Here is a 21,284-nt window from a genome sequence, read left to right as displayed (position 1 = left end):
CCCGCCCACCAACTCCTCCACCGCGCCGGCCAACGCAAACTCATCGGCGGCCAAGAAGACCAACTCATCGACATCGCCCTCGAAATCAAACGCGAAGAGGACCTCGAACGCGGGCCCGTGCGCTCGTAATTCGTTTTGGCCGAACGTAATAGGTCGACGTGACCGGGCCGGCGCCGCCGGCACCCGGGTTAGCGCGCCGCGGCCAGCTGCGCTTCGCGCAGCTCCAGCAGGCGCAGCACCATCGGGGTGAAGATCAGCTGCATGGCCAGGTCCATCTTGCCGCCCGGGCACACGATCGTGTTCGCGCGGGACATGAACGAGTCATGCAGCATGGCAAGCAGATACGGGAAATCGATGCCGTGCGGGTCGCGGAAGCGGATGATCAGCATCGACTCGTCGGCGGTGGGGATGGAGCGAGCGATGAACGGGTTGGACGTGTCGACCACCGGCACCCGCTGAAAGTTGACGTCGGTGTGCGAGAACTGGGTGCACATGTAGTTGAGGTAGTCGGGCATGCGTCGCAGGATGGTGTCGGTCACCGCTTCGGAGGAGTATCCGCGCGACACCTTGTCGCGGTGCAACTTCTGAATCCATTCGAGGTTGATCACAGGAACCACGCCGATCCGCAGGTCGGCATGCGCGGCGACGTCGACCTCATCGGTGACGATGGCGCCGTGCAGCCCCTCGTAGAACAACATGTCGGTGTCCTCGGGAATCTCCTCCCACGGCGTGAAGGTGCCCGGTTCCTGGCCGAAGGGCTCGGCCTCCTGCTCGTCGTGCAGATAACGCCGGACCTTGCCGGTTCCGGTCTCGCCGTAGGTCTGGAAGAGCTGCTGCAGCTCGTCGAAGAGATTGGCCTCCGGACCGAAGTGGCTGAAGGAGTGATCGCCGCGCGCGTGGGCGTCGGCGATCGCCGCCTTCATGGCGACGCGGTCATATCGGTGAAAGCTGTCCCCTTCGACGAACGCGACGTTGATGCCCTCGCGGCGGAATATCTGGTCGAAGGTCCGCATGACGGATGTTGTCCCCGCTCCGGACGAGCCGGTGACCGAAATGATGGGGTGCAGGCGCGACATGTGTTTCCTCCAAAGACGATCGGGGTCAGCCGACTCCGGTGCGGTACAGGCCCCGGACGCCGTAAAGCGGTGACGTGGAAGGCCTTACGTAGTCCTTGCGGTGGTAATCCTCGATCAGCTCGACCTCGTCGGCCGCCCCGAAGATCAGGGGCACGCGTTGGTGCAGGCTCGTCGGGACGACGTCCAGCAGGCGGCCGCGGCCGGTGCTCGCCGCGCCGCCCGCCTGTTCGACGAGGAACGCGATCGGGCTGGCTTCGTACAGGAGCCGGAGGCGCCCCGGCTTGTCGGGGTCCTTGTCATCCCGCGGGTACAGGAACACACCGCCGCGGGTCAGAATTCGGTGCGTTTCGGCGACCAGCGACGCGACCCACCGCATGTTGAAGTCCTTGCCGCGCGGGCCGGTCCGGCCCGCCAGGCACTCGTCGATGTAGCGCTGAACCGCTGGCTCCCAGAACCGCCTGTTCGACGCGTTGATGGCGAATTCGGATGTGGAGGCGGGGATTTGGATGGCCTGCCGGGTCAGAACGAACTCCCCGAGTGTCGGATCCAGCGTGAAGGCGTGCACGCCCGTGCCGACCGTGAGCACGAGCATGGTCGACGGGCCGTAGATCGCGTACCCGGCGCACACTTGCCGCGAACCTGGTTGCAGGAAGTCGCCCGGCGCCGGGTCGCCGCCCGGGCCGGATGCGCGCAGGATCGAAAAGATGCTTCCCACAGAGACATTGACGTCGATGTTCGACGATCCGTCGAGCGGATCGAAGACGAGCAGGTACTTGCCGCGGGGATACTGCGTCGGCAGCAGATAGGGCTCGGCGAGTTCTTCCGAGGCCATCCCCGACACCTGGCCGCCCCACTCGGTTGCGCGCAGGAAATAGTCGTTGGCCAGCACGTCGAGTTTCTGCTGGACTTCGCCCTGCACGTTCACCGCGCCGGCGGCGCCGAGCACGCCGCCCAGTTCTCCCTGTGCCACCCGGGTCGAGATGGCCTTGCAGGCGAGGGCGACATCGAGGATCAGCGAGTTGAGTTCGCCGCTTGCGTCGGGGTGACGTCGGCGTTCCTCGATCAGGAATTTGACCAGCGTGGTGCGGTTGGTGAGCATGCGCAATACCTTTGGCGGGGCGGCACACGGCCGACAGGCGTTCGGAAGACGGGCTTTCATCGTCCGATCCGTGCGGCCCGTATCCATCCCCCACACGGGTGGCCTTGCGGGGGGGACGGGGATGCGGTGAAGCCCGGCCCGGTGCACGTCAGAGCGGCTGCCGCGCAGCGATCCCTCGATTCATTGCTCGCTCTCATCGCACCGCGCCCCACCCCCCGCCGCGACGACACCGAACGCCGACCGTGTCGACCGCGGGCCGGGGGTGTCCCGCGACGGGACATTTCAGCGCGGCCGAGGGGCGAATTCGATAACGGGGCGCCGCGGTTATCGATTCTGTTGCGCCGGGCGCCGATCTCAACGGCTGTGATCTGCGCCTCCCCGGCGGCCCGTGCCTGAGAAATTCTTGTCAAACGTGCAATGGGGGAACTTCGCCGTAATCGTTAGCTGCAGGGCCCTAGATGCCGGCAGGCGGTGTGTCTATCTTCGCTCCGTCTTCCGCCAAATGCGTTCGCACAGCGGCTTATTAAGAGGTGCATAAGACAGCGCTCGGGGGACGCCCGCTAGTGAACCTGTTTATCCCGGCCGGCCCGAATTCCGCCACTAAACTCGCGTCGGACCGGCGTCGATCGGCGCGAAAACCGAGGTACTCCGGGCCGCGAACAGCACGCGCCAGCGACTCGGACCCAGTTAGGCGGTGCTCAGTATGAGCGGGATGAACGGCCGGAAGGCCGCACATGATCGAGATGGTCTCCTCCCCGACGGGGCGGTCCGCATTGCGGTCGGAAACGGCCCGATCAGCGACATCGTCGCCGACGCGGACGGCGGCCGGCTGCTCGTCACGAACTACGGGCACGACAGCGTCTCCGTCATCGACCCGTACGCCTGCCAGGTCACGGACACGATCGCCGGCCTGAGCGAGCCGTTCGCGATCGCCACGGGCCGCGGCGGTTTCCGCGCGTTCGTCAGCGTCGCGACGCCGGCCTACGACGCGATCGCGGTCATCGACCCTGGCGCCGGCGAGGTCGTCGCCACCCATCCGCTGGCCCACCGCATCAGCGACCTGGCGATCAGCCGGGACGGCGGCCACGTGTACGTGGGCCGGAGCGGGCCGGGCGGGGCCGACCTGGCGATCCTCGAGGCTGTTACCGGCCGCTTCGAGGAGGTCCGCCTGCCGGCCGCGGGGCACACAACCGCGTGCGTGCGCATCAGTCCCGACGGCGCGCGCGCCTATGTGGCCACCAACGGCCCGGCCGGCGGCCAGCTCGTGGTGCTGCGGGCGGGCGGCGCCGGCCCGCGCGTGATCAACGCCGTCGGAGTCGGGCTGCCCATCCGGGACGTGGCGCTGAGCCCCGACGGCGCCGTTGCCTACGTCGCCAGCTGCGCCCCGGACGCCGGAGCGGTGATCGATGTCGTCGACACCCGCGCCCACAAGGTCACCCGCACGCGCAAGGTCGGCGATCTCGGCGGCATCCTCACCGGGCTCACGATGAGTGGCGACGGCGACCGCGCCTACGTCGTCAGCGACACGGGGATCACGGTGCTGTGCACGCTCACGCACGATGTCCTCGGCACCGTCACCGCTACCGACCGGCCGTCACGCGTCATCGAAAGCCCGGACGCGCGCCGCCTCTATGTGGCGGACCACTCCGGGGCGGTCACCGTCGTCCCCGTCGGCTCGATCCCGGCGCTGGGCATTGACGACGAGGCCGCGCCCAGGGGCCTCCTGCTCGCCGATCTCGCCCCGCGCGAACCGGCGTTCGTCTAGGCCGGCCCCGCGCGTCGCGGTTGGCGCTCGACCGCGCCGGCGCTGCTGGCTCGGTCGATTCAGTTGACAATGGGGCAAGTCGGGGTAACCGGTTTTCGCGCAGCTGCGTGCGGCGATAACATTCGCCCGATTGCGCAATAGGCGGTGCCGCGCCGAGACCCACAGAGGCGGTAGATCGATGGACAGCACGATGCAGGACTTCCCGTTGACCATCGCCGCGATTGTGCGCCACGGCTGCGGAGTGCACGGGGCCCGGACCGTCACCACCTCGACGGGGGACGGGTACCGCAGCTGCACCTACCGTGAACTCGGTGAAGAGGCCGCCCGGTTGGCAAACGCGTTGCGCCGCCTGGGCGTTACGGGCGACCAGCGCGTTGCGACGTTCATGTGGAACAACAGCGAGCACCTGGCCGCCTACCTCGCGGTCCCGGCGATGGGTGCGGTTCTGCACACCCTCAACATTCGCCTTTTCCCCGAGCAGATCGCCTTCGTCGCCAACGAGGCCGAGGACCAGGTGGTGCTGGTCGACTCGTCATTGACCAGGCTGCTGGCGCCCATCCTCGGCGAGCTCAAGACGGTGCACACGGTGATCCTGGCGGGCGACGGCGACACCGCGCCGCTGGAGGAGTCGGGCAAGACCGTGCTGCGCTACCGCGACGTGATCGACGGCGAGTCCGCCGAATTCGACTGGCCCGAGGTCGACGAAAGATCGGCCGCCGCAATGTGTTACACGAGCGGCACCACCGGCAATCCCAAGGGGGTCGTCTACAGCCACCGGTCGAGCTTCCTGCATGCCATGGCGGCGTGCACCACCAACGGCATCGGCGTCGGCGCCAGCGACAGCGTGCTGCCGATCGTGCCGATGTTCCACGCCAACGCGTGGGGTCTGCCGTACGCGGCGCTGATGGCGGGGGCCGACCTGGTCATGCCCGACAGCCACCTCGACGCCAGGTCGCTGATCGGCATGGTCGAGGACCTGCGGCCCACCCTGGCTGGCGCGGTGCCGACGATCTGGAACGACGTCCTGCACCGGCTTGAGGACGAGCCCGGGCACGACATGTCGTCGTTGCGGCTCGTCGTTTGTGGCGGGTCGGCCGTTCCCGTCTCGCTGATGCGCGCCTTCGAGGAGAACCACGGCGTCCAGATCCGGCAGCTGTGGGGCATGACGGAAACCTCCCCGATGGCCACCATGGCGTGGCCGCCTCCCGACATCCCCGCGGATCAGCACTGGGCCTTCCGCGCCACCCAGGGGCAGCCCATGTGTGGCGTGGAGATGCGGGTCGTCGACGACGAGGGCCGGGTGCTGCCCAACGACGGCGCCTCGGTCGGCGAGGTGGAGGTCCGCGGACCGTGGATCACCGGTTCGTACTACCTGGGGCACGACGAGTCCAAGTTCGACTCCGGCTGGCTGCGCACCGGTGACGTCGGCCGCCTCGACGAGCGGGGCTTCGTCACGCTGACCGACCGCGCCAAGGACGTCATCAAGTCCGGTGGCGAATGGATCTCGTCGGTCGAACTGGAGAACTGTCTCGTCGGGCATCCCCACGTGGTCGAGGCCGCGGTGGTCGCGGTGCCCGACGAACGATGGCAGGAAAGGCCGCTCGCCGTCGTCGTCGCCAAGCACTCCGTGAGCGCCGAAGACCTGCGAAAGTACCTCGCGGACAAGGTGGTTCGATGGTGGCTGCCGGAGCGGTGGACGTTCGTCGACGAGATCCCGCGGACCAGTGTCGGCAAGTACGACAAGAAGGCCATCCGGTCGCGATACGCCGAGCACGGCTACTGGGTGGTCGAGGCCACCGACTGAGGGCCGCCAACATCCCGCGAGCAGACGCAAAAGCCTGCGACACGCCGCGCTGCAGGAGGATTTTGCGTCTGCTCGCGGTGGGTGGTCGAGCACGCCGAGCCCGTCGAGCACGCTGGCGCCGACCGAGGTGGGTAGCGTCGGCGTCATGTGTCGACTCTTCGGCCTGCACGCCGGAACCGATGTGTGCACGGCGACGTTCTGGCTACTCGACGCCCCGGACAGCCTGGCCGACCAAAGCAGGAAGAACCCGGACGGCACGGGTCTCGGCGTCTTCGACGAACACGGGCGCCCGCAGCTGTACAAGCAGCCGATGGCGGCCTGGGAGGACGCCGCCTTCGCCACCGAGGCGCACGAGCTGAGCGGCACGACGTTCCTCGCCCACGTGCGGTACGCGACGACGGGATCCCACCAGGTCCGCAACACCCACCCCTTCCTGCAGGACGGCCGGATCTTCGCGCACAACGGCGTCGTCGAGGGGCTCGATGTCGTGGATGAGCGGCTGCGCGAGCTCGGCGCCGACGGCCTGGTGCTGGGCGACACCGACTCCGAGCGGGTGTTCGCGCTCGTCACCGCGTCGATCGCCGCCCACGCCGGCGACGTCCGTGCCGGCCTGCTCGACGCCATGCGCTGGCTCGGCGCCAACGTGCCGATCTACGCGGTCAACGTGCTGCTGTGCACGGCCACCGACATGTGGGCGCTGCGCTATCCGGACACCCATGAGCTGTACCTGCTGGACCGCCGCCACGACGGCCCGGCCGCGTCCGACTTTCACATGCGCACCGACCGGATCCGCGCGTACTCCCGGCACCTGTGCACCCGGTCCTCGGTCGTGTTGGCCAGCGAACCGATGGACGACGACGAGCGCTGGCGGTTGCTGGAACCGGGGGAATTGGTGCATGTCGACGCGCGGCTGCGGATCACCCGGGGCGTGGCGCTGCCCGAACCGCCGCAGCGGCTGATCCGCCGGTCGGCGCTGAGCCCCGACGTCGAGCGGGCGCAGCACGTCACGGCCTGAGATTGCGGCACTGGCATAGTGGATGGGCGTGGCAGCCAGACGAGCCCTTGTGCTGGGCGGTGGGGGGATCGCCGGGATCGCCTGGGAGACCGGACTTTTGCGGGGCATCGCCGACGTGTCACCGGCGGCGGCCAGGCTGCTGCTGGAGTCCGACGTGCTGGTGGGCACCTCGGCGGGCTCGGCGGTCGCCGCGCAGATCGGCAGCGGCACACCGCTCGCGGACCTGTATGACCGGCAGGTGGCCAAGGCGTCGGCCGAGATCGACTCGGGTGTCGATGTGGAGGCCATCACCGGGATGTTCCTGGCGGCCCTGCGCGCACCCTATGACGACCCCCGGGACATCACCCGCCAGCAGATGCGGCGGATCGGGGCCGTGGCCGCGGCCACCGAGACCGTCGCCGAACCCGTCCGCCGCGCCGTCATCGCCCAGCGCCTGCCCTCCCACGACTGGCCCGACCGGGTGCTGCGTCTCACCGCGATCGACGTCGGCGCCGGCGAACTGGTCGTCTTCGACCGGGACTCCGGGGTGGACCTCGTCGACGCGGTGGCGGCCAGCTGCGCGGTCCCGGGGGCGTGGCCGCCGGTGACCATCGGGGGCCGGCGCTACATGGACGGCGGGGTGGCCAGTTCGGTCAACCTCGGGGTGGCCGGTGACTGCGACGCCGCGGTGGTGCTGGTGCCGTCGGGCGCGGACTCGCCCTCGCCGTTCGGCGACGGGCCCGCCGCGGAGATCGCGGCCTTTCCCGGCGCCACGCTCGGCGTGTTCGCCGACGGGGACTCGCTGGCGGCCTTCGGTCCCAATCCGCTCGATCCGCGGTGCCGCGTCGACTCGGCCCGGGCGGGCCGCGCGCAGGGCCGCCGCGAGGCCGCGGCCGTCGCCCGCTTCCTGGGCGCCTAGCGGTCAGGCCTCGATCGCGGGCGGCGTGCCGCCGTCGTCCCCGGCATCGAGGGCGTCCAGCGCCCGGTCGGCCAGCGCCCGGCCCACGCCGATCACCTCGACCGCCCGGTGAAACTCCAGGCTCCGGCACGTCGAGCGGGGCACTTCGATCAGCAGGTCGGGCGGGTAGGTCGCCAGCGTGTGGCGCGCCAGCGCCGCCTGGGCGATGTCGATGGTCCGGTTCATGACCTCGAAGCTGCCGAGCTTGGGCACGCCGGGCGGGACCGCCGGCTCCGCGTCGACGCCCGCGTGCTGGGCGCCGAGATCCCCGAGGTCTTCGCTGTTCTCGGAGTCGTCGGCGTCTGCGCCCCAGCTTTCCGCCCCGCCGAACCGGCTCAACACGGCCCGCGCGCTCGGGCGGTCCAGCAGCGATCGCGCCGCCGCGGTGTCTAGCAGGGCGGTGGTGCTGCGCACCATGCGGTTCAACCACTCGGCGGTGGCGCCCGGCTCGGGGGCCCGGTTGGGGATCGCCTCGCTGCCGCTGAGGCTCACCGCGATGGTCAGGTCGGCGTTGACGGCGGCCAGCGGCGCCATCGGCAGCGGGTCCAGGATGCCGCCGTCGGCCAGCAGGCGCCCGTCGACCTCGTGCGGGGCGATCACGCCCGGGATCGCGATGGATGCCCGGATCGCCTGGTCCAGCGGGCCGCGCTGGAACCACACCGACTTGCCGGTCAGCAGATCGGTCGCGACGGCGGTGAAGGGGACGGCCAACTCCTCGATGGCGACTGGGCCCACGATGTCGCGCACGGCGTCGAGGATCTTCTCCGCGCGCATCACCCCGGCCGCGGTGATGGAGGGATCCAGGAGCCGCAGGATGGTGCGCTGCGTCAGCGACTTCGCCCAGTCCGCGAACTCGTCGAGGCGCCCCGCGGCCTGCAGACCGCCGACCACGGCGCCCATGGACGAGCCGGCGACGCCCACGATTTCGTACCCGCGGGCGCTCAGCGCCTCGATCACCCCGATGTGGGCGTACCCACGGGCGCCGCCGCTGCCGAGCGCCAACGCCACCCGGGGCGCCCCGAGCGGGCGCGCAGGTTCGGGAGTGCCGGCCATCCCCTCATTCTGCGCGGCGTGGCGGGCCGGCACCGGCCGGGCCGGCACTTCGGGTATCGGTGATTTCAACTACGCCCGGCGGGTCTGCGCTACCCGCACTCGTCGTTGGCGGCGGCGCGCGCGGCGGTGATCACGGCGGCCTGCCGCGCCAGGGTCAGATCGGCCCACCGGGCGTTCCACGTGCCCGGGGTGCCCGTCGGCGACGCCTGCACCATCGCCAGATACGGCTCGAACTGCGGTTGACCGGTCTTGGGCTGGCCCTCCATCCAGACCTTCGCGGCGTGGCAGGCCTGGTAGTACTCCTCTTCGGTCGAGTCGGCGGGGACGTCGACCCTGGTCGTGGTGCCGGCGGGGGAGAGACCGACGGCGCCCGGCGGCGCCGACGTCGGCCCGCGCGGGATGTCCGGGGGCCGCGCCGACGTCGTCGCCGGAGGGCCGGGCTGGGCGTTGCGGTCGTTGCGGGAGCACCCCGCGACCGCCAAAACGCCGGCGACGAGAACCACCCCGGCCCAGCGCGAGGGCCCCTGACTGCACCAGCGCACGTAGCCAATCTATGCAACACTGGCGGCCGTGATGGAGCGCTTCGGATTTTGCGAGTGTTGTCGGCCCTAACGCGCCGCCGCTCGTCCGTCTTCCCTGGAGTTCTCCCCATGTCTTTGTCCCTGACCAGGCCCCTGCCTGTCGCCACCTTTCCCGCGCTGCGCCCGGCGGGCCCGTCGTCGGGGCCCACGCGGCTGCGGGTGCCCGACCTGCTGAACGCCACCGACCGGGCCGCCGACGACGTGCTCAGCGGGCGCTGCGACCACCTGCTGCCCGAGGGTGGCCTGCCGGACTCCCAGCGCTGGTTCACCCGCGTCTACGGCGACGACGAGTTGGACGTCTGGCTGATCAGCTGGGTGCCCGGCCACCCCACCGAGCTGCACGACCACGGCGGGTCCCTCGGCGCGCTGACCGTGCTGTCCGGATCTCTCAACGAGTTCCGCTGGGACGGGCAAACCCTGCGGCGCCGGCGGCTCGATCCGGGTGATCAGGCCGGCTTCCCGCTTGGCTGGGTGCACGACGTAGTGTGGGCGCCGAGGCCGATCCCGGCGCCCGCCGTCGAGACGGCGCCCACGCTGAGCGTGCACGCCTACTCGCCACCGCTGACCGCGATGTCCTACTACGAGGTCACCGACCGAAACAGGTTGCGCCGCAAGCGCACCGAATTGACCGATCACCCGGAGGGGGCTTGATGAGCCGCATCGACGTTGTTTTGAGATCCGCCCGGCGCCGGTTTCGCCGCCTGCCCGCCGCCGAGGTGCCGGACGCGGTGCGGCGCGGTGCCGTGCTCGTCGACATCCGGCCGCAGGCGCAGCGCTTCCGCGAGGGCGAGCTGCCGGGGGCGCTGGTGATCGAGCGCAACGTGCTGGAGTGGCGCTGCGATCCCACCAGCGACGCCAAGCTGGCCGAGGCCAGCGGCGACGACGTCGAATGGGTGATCGTCTGCTCGGAGGGCTACACCTCGAGCCTGGCGGCCGCCGCGCTGCTCGACATCGGCCTGCACAACGCCACCGACGTCATCGGCGGCTACCGGGAGCTGGCCGCCACAGGTGTGGTGGACCAGCTGCTCGGGCTGGCCGACCCGCGCCGGACCGGGCTGGCCGACGCCGGCCACCCCGGTCACCGCTGGCTCTGACTAGCTGGCGTGCAACAGCGGGCTGCTCGGGGCCCGAAATCGACGGCAGCGTGCTTTCCACTCACACTTCTTCGCGTTGACGTCGATCTCGACGGAGCCGTGTCGCAAGTCAGCTGGCGTGCAACAGCGGGCGCAGCCGTTCGGTCTTCTCCGGCGTCCAGCCCGGCGGGGCCAGCACCGCGGCCCAGCCGTTGGCGACGTCCGCCACGTAGTCGTGACCGTGCCCGGGCGGCACCTTCTGGGCGACCGCCATGTCGGCGGTGACCTGTAGGAAGGTCACCACTGGAATCCACTCGGTCTGGGGCAGCACGTCGTAACCCCGCTTCTCGCGCAGCCAGTCCGGCCGGGCGAACAGCAGGTCGGGCGTCCACCAGGCGATCGGGTCGGAGGCGTGTTGCAGGTAGACCACGCGCGGGTGGTCCCAGTCGGGTGAGGGGCGATCCAAATCGCTTGCGCGCGCGACGAACCGGACGTTCCGGCCGCCGTTGTAGATCGGCAGCCACTGCGGCGAACCGGCGTCTCGCGTGGAGGTGAGGTCGGTCCAGATGGTGTTGTTGAAGGTCGGTCCGCTGAACAGGGCGCCGTCGGTGCGGGCCAGCACGTTGTTGAGACTCATGAAAGGCGCCTCACCGCCGAACGAGCCCAGGCTTTCGCCGAACACCACGAGCTTGGGCCGCTGGCCCTCGGGCAGCCGCCGGACGAGCCTGTCGACCGCCTCGAACAGCGCCTGGCCGGCATGCCGGGCGTTCTCCTTGTCCACCAGGAACGACAGCCAGCTCGGCAGGAACGAGTACTGCATGCTGACCACCGCGGTGTTGCCGTTGTACATGTACTCCAGCGCGTCGGCCTCCGCCTCGTTGATCCAGCCGGTGCCGGTGGTCGTCCCGACCGCGACGACCGCGCGCTGCAGCCCGCCCTCACGCTCCAGCTCCTCGGCCGCCACCTCCGCGGTCGCCGTGATGCCGTCCGCTGAGTTCAGTCCGGCGTAGGCGCGGATCGGCTCGATCGCCGGCGCGCCGTTGAACCTGGTCAGCTCGTCGGTGGTCGGACCGCTCTCGACGAAGATGCGGCCCTCTCGGCCCAGCGAATCCCACGACACCAGCGACTGGGGGCCGCCCGAGCGCAGCGGCGTCTTCGGGGCCGCGGTGTCCGGACTCATCTCGTTGTTGGCCGAGGCGAACGTGTTGTTCATTGTGCGCATGGCCGCCTTGAGGACCACGCCGTTGAGCAGCGTGATGGTGAGGACCGCCAGCAGCACCACCACGATGGCCGCCGACAGCCGAAACGGTGCGAACCGGTCGACCTGCCCGACCAGGAAGCTGACCAACCACCGGACGAACTGCCCGATCTCGACCAGCGTGAACAGCACCACCAGCGACGTGCCGGCGGCGATCGGGTAGTCGTACCACTTCAGATGGTCGACGCCCATCAGGTCGCGCACGTCGTCCTGCCAGTCGTGGAACCCGATCGCCATCACGACCATTCCGACCGCGCCCGCCGGGATCAGCATCATCCACGCCCAACGCGGCGCGGGCGGGCTGGACTCGCGGGCCCAGAGGTATCGGTACAACCACACGGCGAAGACGCCCAGCCCGTAGCCGATGGCGCCGGAGATCCCGCTGACCAGTCCCTGGAACAGGGCGCCCCGGGGCAGCAGTGACGGCGTCATCGAGCACCAGACGAACACCAGGCCGACGGCGGTACCGGTGAACGTGTAGTGACGGACCCACCACTGCCGGTCCGCCCGCCGCGGTCCCACCTCCGGTTGCCCGCCTTCGGATTTCGCTTCGGTGGGTCCGTCGACGCCGGCCGAGTCGTCGCCGGTGGCGGTGTTCGCGGCGGGCGCTTCGCTCATCGCGTCCTACCGGTGGGTGAAGTTCGGGGGCCGCTTCTCGATGAACGCCGCCATGCCCTCGGACTGATCGTCGGTCGCGAAGGTCGAATGGAACAGGCGCCGTTCGTAGAGAAGCCCTTCGGCCAGGGTGGATTCGAAGGCCCGGTTGACGGCCTCCTTGGCCATCCGGGCCGCCGAGCGGGACATCTGCGAAATGGTGGTGGCGACGGCCTTGGCCTCGGTCAGCAAGTCGTCGGCCGGGACCACCCGCGAAACCAGACCGCTCCGTTCGGCTTCCTCGGCGCCGATCGTGCGACCCGTCAGGATGAGGTCCATGGCCTTGGCTTTACCGATGGCCCGGGTCAGGCGCTGGGAGCCGCCCATGCCGGGCAGCACACCGAGTTTGATCTCGGGCTGGCCGAACTTCGCCGTGTCGGCCGCGATCAGCAGGTCGCACATCATCGCCAGTTCGCAGCCGCCGCCCAGCGCGTGCCCGGCCACCGCGGCAATCGTGGGGGTGCGGACGGCGGCCAGCTTGGCCCAGGGGGCGAAGAAGTCGGCGCCGAACGCGTCCGCGAAGGCCAGGCCGGCCATCTCCTTGATGTCGGCCCCGGCGGCGAACGCCTTGGGCGAGCCCGTGATGATGATCGCCCCTATGCTTGGATCTTCGTCGAAATCGGCTGCCGCGGCTGTCACTTCGTTCATCACCTGGGTGTTGAGGGCGTTCAGCGCCTGCGGCCGGTTCAGGGTGATGATCCCGACGCGGTCCTCGCGCTCGACGAGGATGGTCTCGTAATTCTTGGGGCTGCTGTCGGTCACCGAACCGCCTTTCTAGAAATTCAGGTCGTCTTGCACGGGAGCGAAATACGCGTCGACATCGGCCGGGGTGATTTGGGTGAGGGTGGCCGGGGACCACTTGGGGTTGCGATCTTTGTCGATCAGCTGCGCGCGGATGCCCTCGATCAGGTCGTGGGAGTGCACGGACGCCGAGGAAACCCGATAGTCCTGCACCAGAACGTCTTCCAGAGTGTCCAGCTTGGCGGCGCGTCGCACCGCCTCCAGCGCCACCGACACCGCGGTGGGGGAGCGGGTGGCGATCAGATCAGCCGCCGCCTGCGCCGGGCCACCGCCCTTCTGGTGGTTCCGCAAGCGGGCGACGATGTCGGTGACGGTTTCGGCCGAGTAGCACTCGTCGATCCAATCTCGTTGTCCGACAAGCTCGCTCGGCGGTGGCTCGACGGCATGGTCGGCCAGCGCGGCCTCGACGCCGTCGTCGACGATCGATCGTGTGAACGCCTCGAGCCGATCATGCGGGACGTAGTGGTCGGCGAAACGCATCGCGATGGCGTCGGCCCCGGAGAACGGTGCGCCGGTGAGGGCCGCGTGCAGCCCCAGCTCACCCGGCGCGCGCGCCAGCAGGAAAGCGCCGCCGACATCGGGGACGAAGCCGATCCCCACCTCGGGCATCCCCACCTTGGAGCGGTCGGTCACCACCCGAACGCCGGCGTGGGCGCTGACACCCACGCCACCGCCCATCACAATGCCGTCCATGACCGCCACAAACGGTTTCGGGAACCGGCCGATCTGGTCGTCCAGCAGGTACTCGTCGCGCCAGAACCGGCGCGCCTCGACCCCATCCTTTCGGGCACTGTGGTAGATCGCGACCACGTCGCCACCCGCGCACAATCCGCGGTCCCCGGCGCCGGTCAGCAACACGGTCCGGACGGCGTCGTCGTCGGCCCATCGGGCCAGCACATCCCTGAGCGCATCCACCATCGGCTGGTTCAGCGAATTGATCGCCTTGGGTCGGTTGAGCGTGATCAGGCCGACGTTTCCCGCTACCCGCGTCAAAACCTCATCGGATCGCTCAGTCACGCGTGCCCTCCCATCGCCGCTGGGTCTCGACCAGCAATCTAGATCGTCACGGGGGAGGCGGCGCCCGCGGGTAAGCGATATGTTGGTCCCGACGAGCGCGGCGGAGTCAGGCCGGCGGCACCGACGAACAGCAGACCCGTCGGGGAACCCGGGCGGAGCGCCGATCGTTGAGCAGGTGTTCGCACAGCTCGAACCACAGTCCATCGAGAGAGGAACCGACGGTGCGGGAGACAAGCAACCCGGTATTTCGTTCGCTGCCCAAGCAGCGGGGCGGATACGCGCAATTCGGCACTGGCGCGGCCCCGATGCAGGGTTATCAGAGCAACCCCTACGCCCCCTACCAAGAGACCAGGGCGTCCCGTCCGCTGACCATCGACGACGTCGTCACCAAGACGGGCCTGACGCTGGCCGTCCTGTCTGCGACGGCGGTCGTCTCCTACTTCCTGGTGGCGTCCAACCTCGCGCTGGCCATGCCGCTGACCCTGGTCGGCGCGCTCGGCGGGCTGGGGCTGGTGCTCCTCGCGACCTTCGGCCGCAAGCAGGACAGCCCGGCCGTCGTGCTGAGCTACGCGGTGCTCGAGGGTCTGTTCCTCGGCGCCGTCTCGTTCGTGATGGCCCACTTCACCGTGTCGTCGGCCAATGCTGGCGTGCTGATCGGGGAGGCGATCATGGGCACGATCGGCGTTTTCTTCGGAATGCTGGTGGTCTACAAGACCGGCGCCATCCGCGTGACGCCGAAGTTCACCCGCATGCTGGTCGCGGGGCTGTTCGGTGTGCTGGCCCTGATGCTCGGCAACTTCGTGCTGGCGATGTTCAACGTCGGCGGCGGCGAGGGCCTCGGCCTGCGCAGCCCCGGACCCCTGGGCATCATCTTCTCGCTGGTCTGCATCGGTCTGGCGGCGTTCAGCTTCCTGATCGACTTCGACGCGGCCGACCAGATGATCCGCGCCGGCGCGCCGGAGAAGGCCGCCTGGGGCATCGCGCTGGGCCTGACCGTGACCCTGGTCTGGCTGTACATCGAGATCCTGCGTCTGCTGAGTTACCTGCAGAACGACTAGCAAGGCCTGATGCAAGAAGACCGGCACGCCGATGGGCGTGCCGGTCTTCTTATGTGTGATGCACCGCGGTTGCGGCTTGCCTGCGGGCGCCGCTTCCCCGGGCGAGCGGCTTGCCGGCGGGCGTCGTTTCCCCGGGCGAGCAGACGCAAAAGTTCACGCCGCGCGGCGTGTCGGCAGGCTTTTGCGTCTGCTCGCGAGAGCTGGCGGGGGCTGCCCGGGGTCAGCTCGCGGGCGTCAGCTCAGCCGCTCGATCACCATCGCCATGCCCTGGCCGCCGCCGACGCACATGCTCTCCAGGCCGAACGTCTTGTCGCGGGTCTGCAGGTTGTTGATCAGCGTCGTGGCGATGCGCGCGCCGGTCATGCCGAACGGGTGGCCCAGCGCGATGGCGCCGCCGGAAACGTTCAGCTTGTCCTCGTCCATGCCCAGCTCCCGGGCCGAGCCCAGCACCTGCACCGCGAACGCCTCGTTGATCTCGTAGAGGTCGATGTCCTTGATCGACATGCCGGCGCGCGCCAGCGCCTGCTTGCACGCTTCGATCGGGCCGAGCCCCATGATCTCCGGCGAGAGGCCGCTGACCCCGGTGGACACGATGCGCGCCAGGGGCGTCAGCCCCAGCTCCTTGGCCTTGGTGTCGCTGGTGATGATCAGCGCGGCGGCGCCGTCGTTGAGCGGACAGGCGTTGCCCGCCGTCACCGTGCCGTTGGGCCGGAACACCGGCTTCAGCTCGGAGACCTTCTCATAGGTGGTGCCCGCCCGCGGGCCGTCGTCCTTGCTGACGGTGGTGCCGTCGGGAAGCGTCACCGGGGTGATCTCGCGCTCGAAGAACCCGCTGTTGATGGCCTCCTCGGCGCGGTTCTGGCTGCGCACGCCCCAGCGGTCCTGCTCCTCGCGGCCGATGCCGGTGATCAGGGCGACGTTCTCGGCGGTCTGCCCCATCGCGATGTAGACGTCCGGCACCTTGCCGTCGGTCCGGGGGTCGTGCCATTCGTCTACTCCCGACGCCGCGGCGGCCGACCGCTCCTGGGCCTCGTCGAACAGCGGGTTCTTGGTGTCCGGCCAGGAGTCGGAGTTGCCCTTGCCGAACCGCGACACGGTCTCGACGCCGGCCGAGATGAACGCGTCACCCTCGCCCGCCTTGATCGCGTGGAACGCCATCCGGGTGGTCTGCAGGGACGACGAACAATACCGGTTCACCGTGGTGCCCGGCAGGAAGTCGAAGCCGAGCTCGACGGCGACCACACGGGCCATGTTGAAACCGGACTCACCGCCAGGCAGCCCGCAGCCCAGGATCAGGTCGTCGATCTGATGCGGGTTCAGGGCGGGCACCTTGTCGAGGGCGGCGCGCACCATCTGCGCGGCCAGGTCGTCGGGCCGCATGCTGACCAGCGACCCCTTCATGGCGCGGCCGATCGGCGAACGAGTGGCGGAGACGATGACGGCTTCGGGCATGGGGATTCCCTCCAATGGGATGTGGCTCGCTACACAAGCGGCTGCTACGGCACCCAGACGGGCTGGCACAAATCTAGTCGCCGCGCGAGGGCGGTCACGAAGACGGGGCACCCGCGCCGGGCGGCGGGCGCCGCCACAGCCGCGACAGCATGCTCAGCCGCGTATGACGTGCGTCGAGCATCGGCGTTGCCGGCCGTGCCGGCAACGCGACCATGGGTTCCTCGACGTCCTCGCCGAGCGTCTCGCACAGCGCGACCAGCAGGGCGTCGGCCGCCAGCGCGTAGGCGGTCGCCGAGGGGTGATAGCCGTCGGCCGAGAACATCACCTGCGGCTTCTTGCGGAAGTGGGGTGCCAAGCGCTGGGCCAGTGGAACCGGCACACCGCCGGCCGCCCGGACGACGGCGGTCTGGGCGCGGGCGAGCTGAACGCACCGCTCGTGCGCCAGCGAACGAAGCGGCTGCGGGATCGCGCTGATCACCCCGAGGTCGGGGCAGGTCCCGACGATCACGACCGCGCCGCGGGCCCGCAACTTACGGACGGTCAAGGACAGCCGTTGCGCGGACTGGCTGATGCCGTTGAGGGCCGTGACGTCGTTGGCGCCCAGCATCATCACCGCCACATCGGGCGGCGCGCCGGCCACGAACATGGCGTCGACCTGACCGGAGACGCCCTTGGACGTGGCGCCGACGATGGCCTTGGTGCTCAGCCGGACGCGCTTGCCGGTCTGGTTCGCCAGTCCGCGGGCGATCAGGACGCCCGGGACTTCCTCGGCGTCCATGCAGCCGTACCCGGTGGCCGTCGAGTCGCCGAAGATCATCAGGTGCAGGTCCACGGCCATGCCGCGATGCCAGCGCTCCACCGGCCCGCCCCCGCGGGTGTACACGCCGTCGGCGCGCGGCGGGATGTCCCACGACTTAGGGATGACGGTGCGCGCGTGAGTCGCCTGGCCGACCAGCAGGTTGCGTGCGCCCAGATAGGCCGTGCCCGTCGAAGCGAGTGCGCCCGCCGTGGCCAGGGCGATCGTCGAACGACGCGGCACCCGGATGGTCACGGCGCCAGTTTAGTTCGGCTCGAGGGTTTGCGCGGGCGGCTAACGAACAATGTGGTCACGGTGCGAATCAAATGTGGTATCGAATCAGATTCTTCAAACGTTGCACTCATGAACACCTGTCAAGCTAAGTTCAAGTGGCTGGCTGAACGTACGGGAAACTTGGGTTAAACCAGACGCTCGGCTGCCTCGTTCCATGCTGTATGCACTACGAAGGCGTAGGAGTGTCGAGCATGACCGCACCGAGCAAGGTACCCGGCTCACCTCGGTATTCCGTTCGCCCACATGACGTCCTCAGGGCTCGTAAACTCGAGGCTCGAAGATTTGCCATCAGCGACGGCGCGCCGGTCGAGGTCCTCGAGTCCGGACCGAGCGTTGCTGCGCGGCTGGCCACCCTCGCATCCCGGCTGACCATCCGGCCCGTGTTGGCCGTCGGCAGCCACGTCCCCAACCTGCCGTGGCCGTGGGGCCTGATCGATCTGGCGGCCCGCGTCGTGTTGCCGGTGTCGGCCACCGTCCGCGAGACGGTGAACTTGCCAAACGCTTCGGCGCAGCTCGTGCGGGCGCCCGGAGTGCTGCCCGCCGACGGCACCCGCCGAGTCGTCCTGTACCTGCACGGCGGCGCGTTCCTGACGTGCGGGGCCAACTCGCACGGCCGGCTGGTGGAGGCCCTGTCGAAGTTTGCTGACTCGCCCATCCTGGTGGTCAACTACCGGTTGCTGCCCAAACACTCGGTGGGAATGGCCCTCAACGACTGTCACGACGCCTACCAATGGCTGCGCGAGCGTGGCTATCCACCGGACCAGATCGTGCTGGCCGGTGACTCCGCCGGCGGGTATCTCGCGCTGGCGCTGGCGCAACGCCTGCAGGAGGAGGGAGAGGCGCCGGCCGCGCTGGTCGCGATCTCGCCGCTGCTGCAGCTAGCAAAGGAATTCAAACAGGCTCACCCGAACATCAGGACCGACGCGATGTTCCCGCCGAAGGCCTTCGACGCCCTCATCGACCTCGTTGCTGGCGCGGCCGCCAAGAACACGACCGACGGCAAACCCGAGGAGATCTACGAGCCCTTGGAGCACATCAAGCCGGGCCTGCCGCGGACCCTCATTCACGTCTCGGGCTCGGAGGTGTTGCTGCACGACGCGCAGCTGGCGGCCACCCGGCTGGCGGCCGCCGGCGTGCCCGCCGAGGTGCGGGTGTGGCCTGGGCAGGTCCACGACTTCCAGCTGGCCGCACCGATCCTGCCGGAGGCGATCCGTTCGCTACGCCAGATCGGCGACTACATCCGCGAGGCCACCGGCTGATCGACGGCGCGGCTGTGCGCCCGCCGGACGGGCTTGAGACGATGAACGCATGCGGATCGCGCAGCACATCAGTGACCTCATCGGCGGCACGCCCCTCGTCCGGCTGAACTCCGTCGTCCCCGAGGGGGTCGGAACGGTGGCGGCCAAGGTCGAATACCTGAACCCCGGTGGCAGCTCGAAGGATCGGATCGCGGTCAAGATGATCGACGCCGCGGAGGCCAGCGGACAGCTGCGACCGGGCGGCACCATCGTCGAGCCCACCTCGGGCAACACCGGGGTCGGCCTGGCTCTGGTGGCGCAGCGCCGCGGGTACAAGTGCGTGTTCGTCTGCCCCGACAAGGTCGGCGAGGACAAGCGCAATGTGCTGCTGGCCTACGGCGCGGAGGTCGTCGTCTGCCCGACGGCCGTGCCGCCCGACCACCCGGACAGCTATTACAGCGTCTCCGACCGACTGGTCCGCGAGATCGACGGCGCCTGGAAACCCGACCAATACGCCAACCCCGAGGGGCCGGCCAGCCACTACGCGACCACCGGGCCCGAGATCTGGGCCGACACCGAGGGCAAGGTCACCCACTTCGTCGCCGGCATCGGCACCGGCGGCACGATCAGCGGCGCCGGCCGCTACCTCAAGGAGGTGTCGGGCGGTGCGGTGCACGTCGTCGGCGCCGACCCCGAGGGGTCGGTGTATTCCGGGGGCACCGGCCGGCCCTACCTGGTGGAGGGGGTGGGCGAGGACTTCTGGCCGCAGGCGTATGACCGCACCGTGCCCGACCAGATCATCGCGGTGTCCGACTCCGACTCGTTCGACATGACCCGGCGGCTGGCCCGCGAGGAGGCCCTGCTGGTCGGGGGGTCGTGCGGGATGGCGGTGGTGGCCGCGCTGAAGGTGGCCGAGGAGGCCGGTCCCGACGCGCTCGTCGTCGTGTTGCTGCCGGACGGCGGGCGCGGCTACATGGCGAAGATTTTCAACGACGCGTGGATGTCGTCGTACGGCTTCCTGCGCACCCGGCTCGACGGGTCGACCGAGGAGGCCAGGGTCGGCGACGTGCTGCGCGGCAAGTCCGGGGCCCTGCCGGACCTGGTGCACACCCATCCGGCCGAGACCGTCCGCGACGCCATCGGCATCCTGCGCGAGTACGGCGTGTCCCAGATGCCCGTGGTCGGGGCCGAGCCGCCGGTGATGGCCGGTGAGGTCGCCGGCAGCGTCTCGGAGCGCGAACTGCTCTCGGCGGTCTTCGAGGGCCGCGCGAAGCTGGCCGACGCCGTCTCCCAGCACATGAGCCCGCCGCTGCCCATGATCGGCGCGGGCGAGCTGGTCAGCGCCGCCGGCAAGGCGCTGCGCGACTGGGACGCGCTGATGGTCGTCGAGGAGGGAAAACCCGTCGGGGTCATCACCCGTTACGACCTACTGGGGTTCCTGTCCGAGGGGCCGCGGGGGCTCGCGGGGCGCCGGTAGGGACGCCCGCCGAGGCGTGCTTCCGCTCTCGCCGGGCCGCTCGGCGCTCAGGTACTGTAATGCCGCCGAGTTGAGCCAATCCGCAGTGGAAGGGTTGCCCATGACCGATCAACCGCCGCCCGGCGGCGCTTACCCGCCGCCGCCCCCGCCGCCCGGTAGTCATGAGCCGCCGTCCGGCGCGCACGAGGCGCCGTCCTCGCCGGCTGGGCCGTCGGTGCCCGGTGTCGGCTCCTATCCGCCGCCCCCGCCACCGCCCGGCGGCTCCTACCCCCCGCCCCCGCCGTCGTCCGGTGGGTACGCGCCACCGCCCCCGGGGCCGGCGATCCGCACCCTGCCGACGGCTTCCTATGCGCCCTGGCTCACCCGGGTGCTGGCATTCATCATCGACTACATTCCGTACGCCGTCGTGGTGGGCATCGGCTCGGCGATCTACTTCAGCACCCAGCAGTCGTCGTGCGTCACCGACATCACCCAATACGACGTCAGCCAGTTCTGCGCCACCCAGCCGTCGATGATCGGCCAGCTGTCCCAGTGGCTGGCCAGCCTGATCGGCCTGGCGTATCTGGTCTGGAACTACGGCTACCGGCAGGGCAACACCGGCTCGAGCCTCGGCAAGTCGGTGATGAAGATCAAGGTGGTCAGCGAGGTCACCGGCCAGCCCATCGGCTTTGGGATGTCGGTGGTCCGCCAGATCGCGCACTTCGTCGACGCGGTCATCTGCTTCATCGGTTTCCTTTTCCCGCTGTGGGATTCGAAACGGCAGACGCTCGCGGACAAGATCATGACAACGGTGGTACTGCCGGTCCAGGAGGCGTGAGCGGCGCGCGCCACTAGGC

Annotated in this window: 19 protein-coding genes and 1 pseudogene; 11 read left to right on the top strand and 9 right to left on the bottom strand. The window is 69.6% G+C overall.

Going from position 1 to position 21,284, the window contains the following annotated elements; genetic code table 11:
- A pseudogene (locus tag SKC42_RS05455) lies at window positions 1-129 on the top strand (4-hydroxy-2-oxovalerate aldolase); the annotation flags it as partial.
- Window positions 130-188: 59 nt separating this feature from the next.
- Here the strand turns inward: SKC42_RS05455 and SKC42_RS05450 are convergent.
- Complete coding sequence (locus tag SKC42_RS05450; protein WP_330963265.1) at window positions 189-1,076, bottom strand: phosphoribulokinase; 888 nt, start codon at window positions 1,074-1,076, stop codon at window positions 189-191.
- A 25-nt stretch (window positions 1,077-1,101) separates the two neighbouring features.
- Window positions 1,102-2,175, bottom strand: a complete 1,074-nt coding sequence (locus tag SKC42_RS05445) for a class 1 fructose-bisphosphatase (RefSeq protein WP_330963264.1) — start codon at window positions 2,173-2,175, stop codon at window positions 1,102-1,104.
- A 703-nt stretch (window positions 2,176-2,878) separates the two neighbouring features.
- On the opposite strand from SKC42_RS05445, the gene SKC42_RS05440 reads away from it, so the two are divergent.
- From SKC42_RS05440 to SKC42_RS05425, 4 genes are all read left to right on the top strand, one after another.
- Window positions 2,879-3,940, top strand: coding sequence for a YncE family protein (locus SKC42_RS05440; RefSeq protein WP_442931988.1), 1,062 nt, complete (start codon window positions 2,879-2,881; stop codon window positions 3,938-3,940).
- A 178-nt stretch (window positions 3,941-4,118) separates the two neighbouring features.
- On the top strand, window positions 4,119-5,744 hold the full coding sequence (locus SKC42_RS05435; RefSeq protein ID WP_330963262.1) for a long-chain fatty acid--CoA ligase: 1,626 nt from the start codon (window positions 4,119-4,121) through the stop codon (window positions 5,742-5,744).
- A 145-nt stretch (window positions 5,745-5,889) separates the two neighbouring features.
- Window positions 5,890-6,759: a class II glutamine amidotransferase gene (locus tag SKC42_RS05430; RefSeq protein ID WP_330963261.1), complete on the top strand. Its 870-nt coding sequence runs from the start codon at window positions 5,890-5,892 to the stop codon at window positions 6,757-6,759.
- Window positions 6,760-6,787: 28 nt separating this feature from the next.
- On the top strand, window positions 6,788-7,657 hold the full coding sequence (locus SKC42_RS05425; protein WP_330963260.1) for a patatin-like phospholipase family protein: 870 nt from the start codon (window positions 6,788-6,790) through the stop codon (window positions 7,655-7,657).
- Between the two features lie 3 nt (window positions 7,658-7,660).
- Here the strand turns inward: SKC42_RS05425 and SKC42_RS05420 are convergent, their stop codons facing one another.
- A complete protein-coding gene (locus tag SKC42_RS05420; protein ID WP_330963259.1) occupies window positions 7,661-8,749 on the bottom strand; it encodes a patatin-like phospholipase family protein in 1,089 nt (362 codons plus the stop codon).
- A gap of 89 nt (window positions 8,750-8,838) precedes the next feature.
- Complete coding sequence (locus tag SKC42_RS05415) at window positions 8,839-9,291, bottom strand: lipoprotein LpqV (RefSeq protein WP_330963258.1); 453 nt, start codon at window positions 9,289-9,291, stop codon at window positions 8,839-8,841.
- Between the two features lie 108 nt (window positions 9,292-9,399).
- On the opposite strand from SKC42_RS05415, the gene SKC42_RS05410 reads away from it, so the two are divergent.
- Entirely contained in the window at window positions 9,400-9,981 is a 582-nt protein-coding gene (locus SKC42_RS05410; RefSeq protein WP_330963257.1) for a cysteine dioxygenase, read from the top strand.
- Complete coding sequence (locus tag SKC42_RS05405; RefSeq protein ID WP_330963256.1) at window positions 9,981-10,424, top strand: rhodanese-like domain-containing protein; 444 nt, start codon at window positions 9,981-9,983, stop codon at window positions 10,422-10,424. The genes SKC42_RS05410 and SKC42_RS05405 overlap by 1 nt, the downstream gene beginning before the upstream one ends.
- A 109-nt stretch (window positions 10,425-10,533) precedes the next feature.
- On the opposite strand, the gene SKC42_RS05400 is transcribed toward SKC42_RS05405, so the two are convergent.
- The 3 genes from SKC42_RS05400 to SKC42_RS05390 are packed head-to-tail and all read right to left on the bottom strand — an operon-like array spanning window position 10,534 to window position 14,133.
- A complete protein-coding gene (locus tag SKC42_RS05400; RefSeq protein WP_330963255.1) occupies window positions 10,534-12,279 on the bottom strand; it encodes an alpha/beta hydrolase in 1,746 nt (581 codons plus the stop codon).
- 6 nt (window positions 12,280-12,285) lie between these two features.
- Complete coding sequence (locus SKC42_RS05395) at window positions 12,286-13,077, bottom strand: enoyl-CoA hydratase (RefSeq protein WP_330963254.1); 792 nt, start codon at window positions 13,075-13,077, stop codon at window positions 12,286-12,288.
- 12 nt (window positions 13,078-13,089) lie between these two features.
- The gene (locus SKC42_RS05390; RefSeq protein WP_330963253.1) at window positions 13,090-14,133 is read right to left on the bottom strand and encodes an enoyl-CoA hydratase/isomerase family protein; all 1,044 of its coding nucleotides are present in this window, start codon (window positions 14,131-14,133) and stop codon (window positions 13,090-13,092) included.
- Window positions 14,134-14,354: 221 nt separating this feature from the next.
- On the opposite strand from SKC42_RS05390, the gene SKC42_RS05385 reads away from it, so the two are divergent.
- Window positions 14,355-15,191: a Bax inhibitor-1/YccA family protein gene (locus tag SKC42_RS05385; protein WP_330963252.1), complete on the top strand. Its 837-nt coding sequence runs from the start codon at window positions 14,355-14,357 to the stop codon at window positions 15,189-15,191.
- A gap of 234 nt (window positions 15,192-15,425) precedes the next feature.
- On the opposite strand, the gene SKC42_RS05380 is transcribed toward SKC42_RS05385, so the two are convergent.
- Both SKC42_RS05380 and SKC42_RS05375 read right to left on the bottom strand, forming a co-directional pair.
- Window positions 15,426-16,643, bottom strand: coding sequence for an acetyl-CoA C-acetyltransferase (locus SKC42_RS05380; protein WP_330963251.1), 1,218 nt, complete (start codon window positions 16,641-16,643; stop codon window positions 15,426-15,428).
- A gap of 94 nt (window positions 16,644-16,737) precedes the next feature.
- Window positions 16,738-17,682 (bottom strand): SGNH/GDSL hydrolase family protein, encoded by a 945-nt coding sequence (locus tag SKC42_RS05375; RefSeq protein ID WP_330963289.1) that lies wholly within the window; start codon window positions 17,680-17,682, stop codon window positions 16,738-16,740.
- A gap of 242 nt (window positions 17,683-17,924) precedes the next feature.
- Between SKC42_RS05375 and SKC42_RS05370 the strand changes: the two genes are divergently transcribed.
- From SKC42_RS05370 to SKC42_RS05360, 3 genes are all read left to right on the top strand, one after another.
- Window positions 17,925-18,992 (top strand): alpha/beta hydrolase, encoded by a 1,068-nt coding sequence (locus SKC42_RS05370; protein ID WP_330963250.1) that lies wholly within the window; start codon window positions 17,925-17,927, stop codon window positions 18,990-18,992.
- A 49-nt stretch (window positions 18,993-19,041) separates the two neighbouring features.
- Window positions 19,042-20,448 carry a cystathionine beta-synthase gene (locus tag SKC42_RS05365; RefSeq protein WP_330963249.1) on the top strand — a complete coding sequence of 469 codons (1,407 nt, stop codon included), beginning with the start codon at window positions 19,042-19,044 and terminating at the stop codon, window positions 20,446-20,448.
- 100 nt (window positions 20,449-20,548) lie between these two features.
- Window positions 20,549-21,265 carry an RDD family protein gene (locus tag SKC42_RS05360; protein WP_330963248.1) on the top strand — a complete coding sequence of 239 codons (717 nt, stop codon included), beginning with the start codon at window positions 20,549-20,551 and terminating at the stop codon, window positions 21,263-21,265.
- The last annotated feature ends 19 nt before the right edge of the window (window positions 21,266-21,284 follow it).

Origin of the sequence: Mycobacterium sp. 050134 (genome assembly GCF_036409085.1) — a bacterium.
Lineage (GTDB): Bacteria > Actinomycetota > Actinomycetes > Mycobacteriales > Mycobacteriaceae > Mycobacterium.
This window is presented reverse-complemented; position numbering and strand designations above follow the sequence as displayed.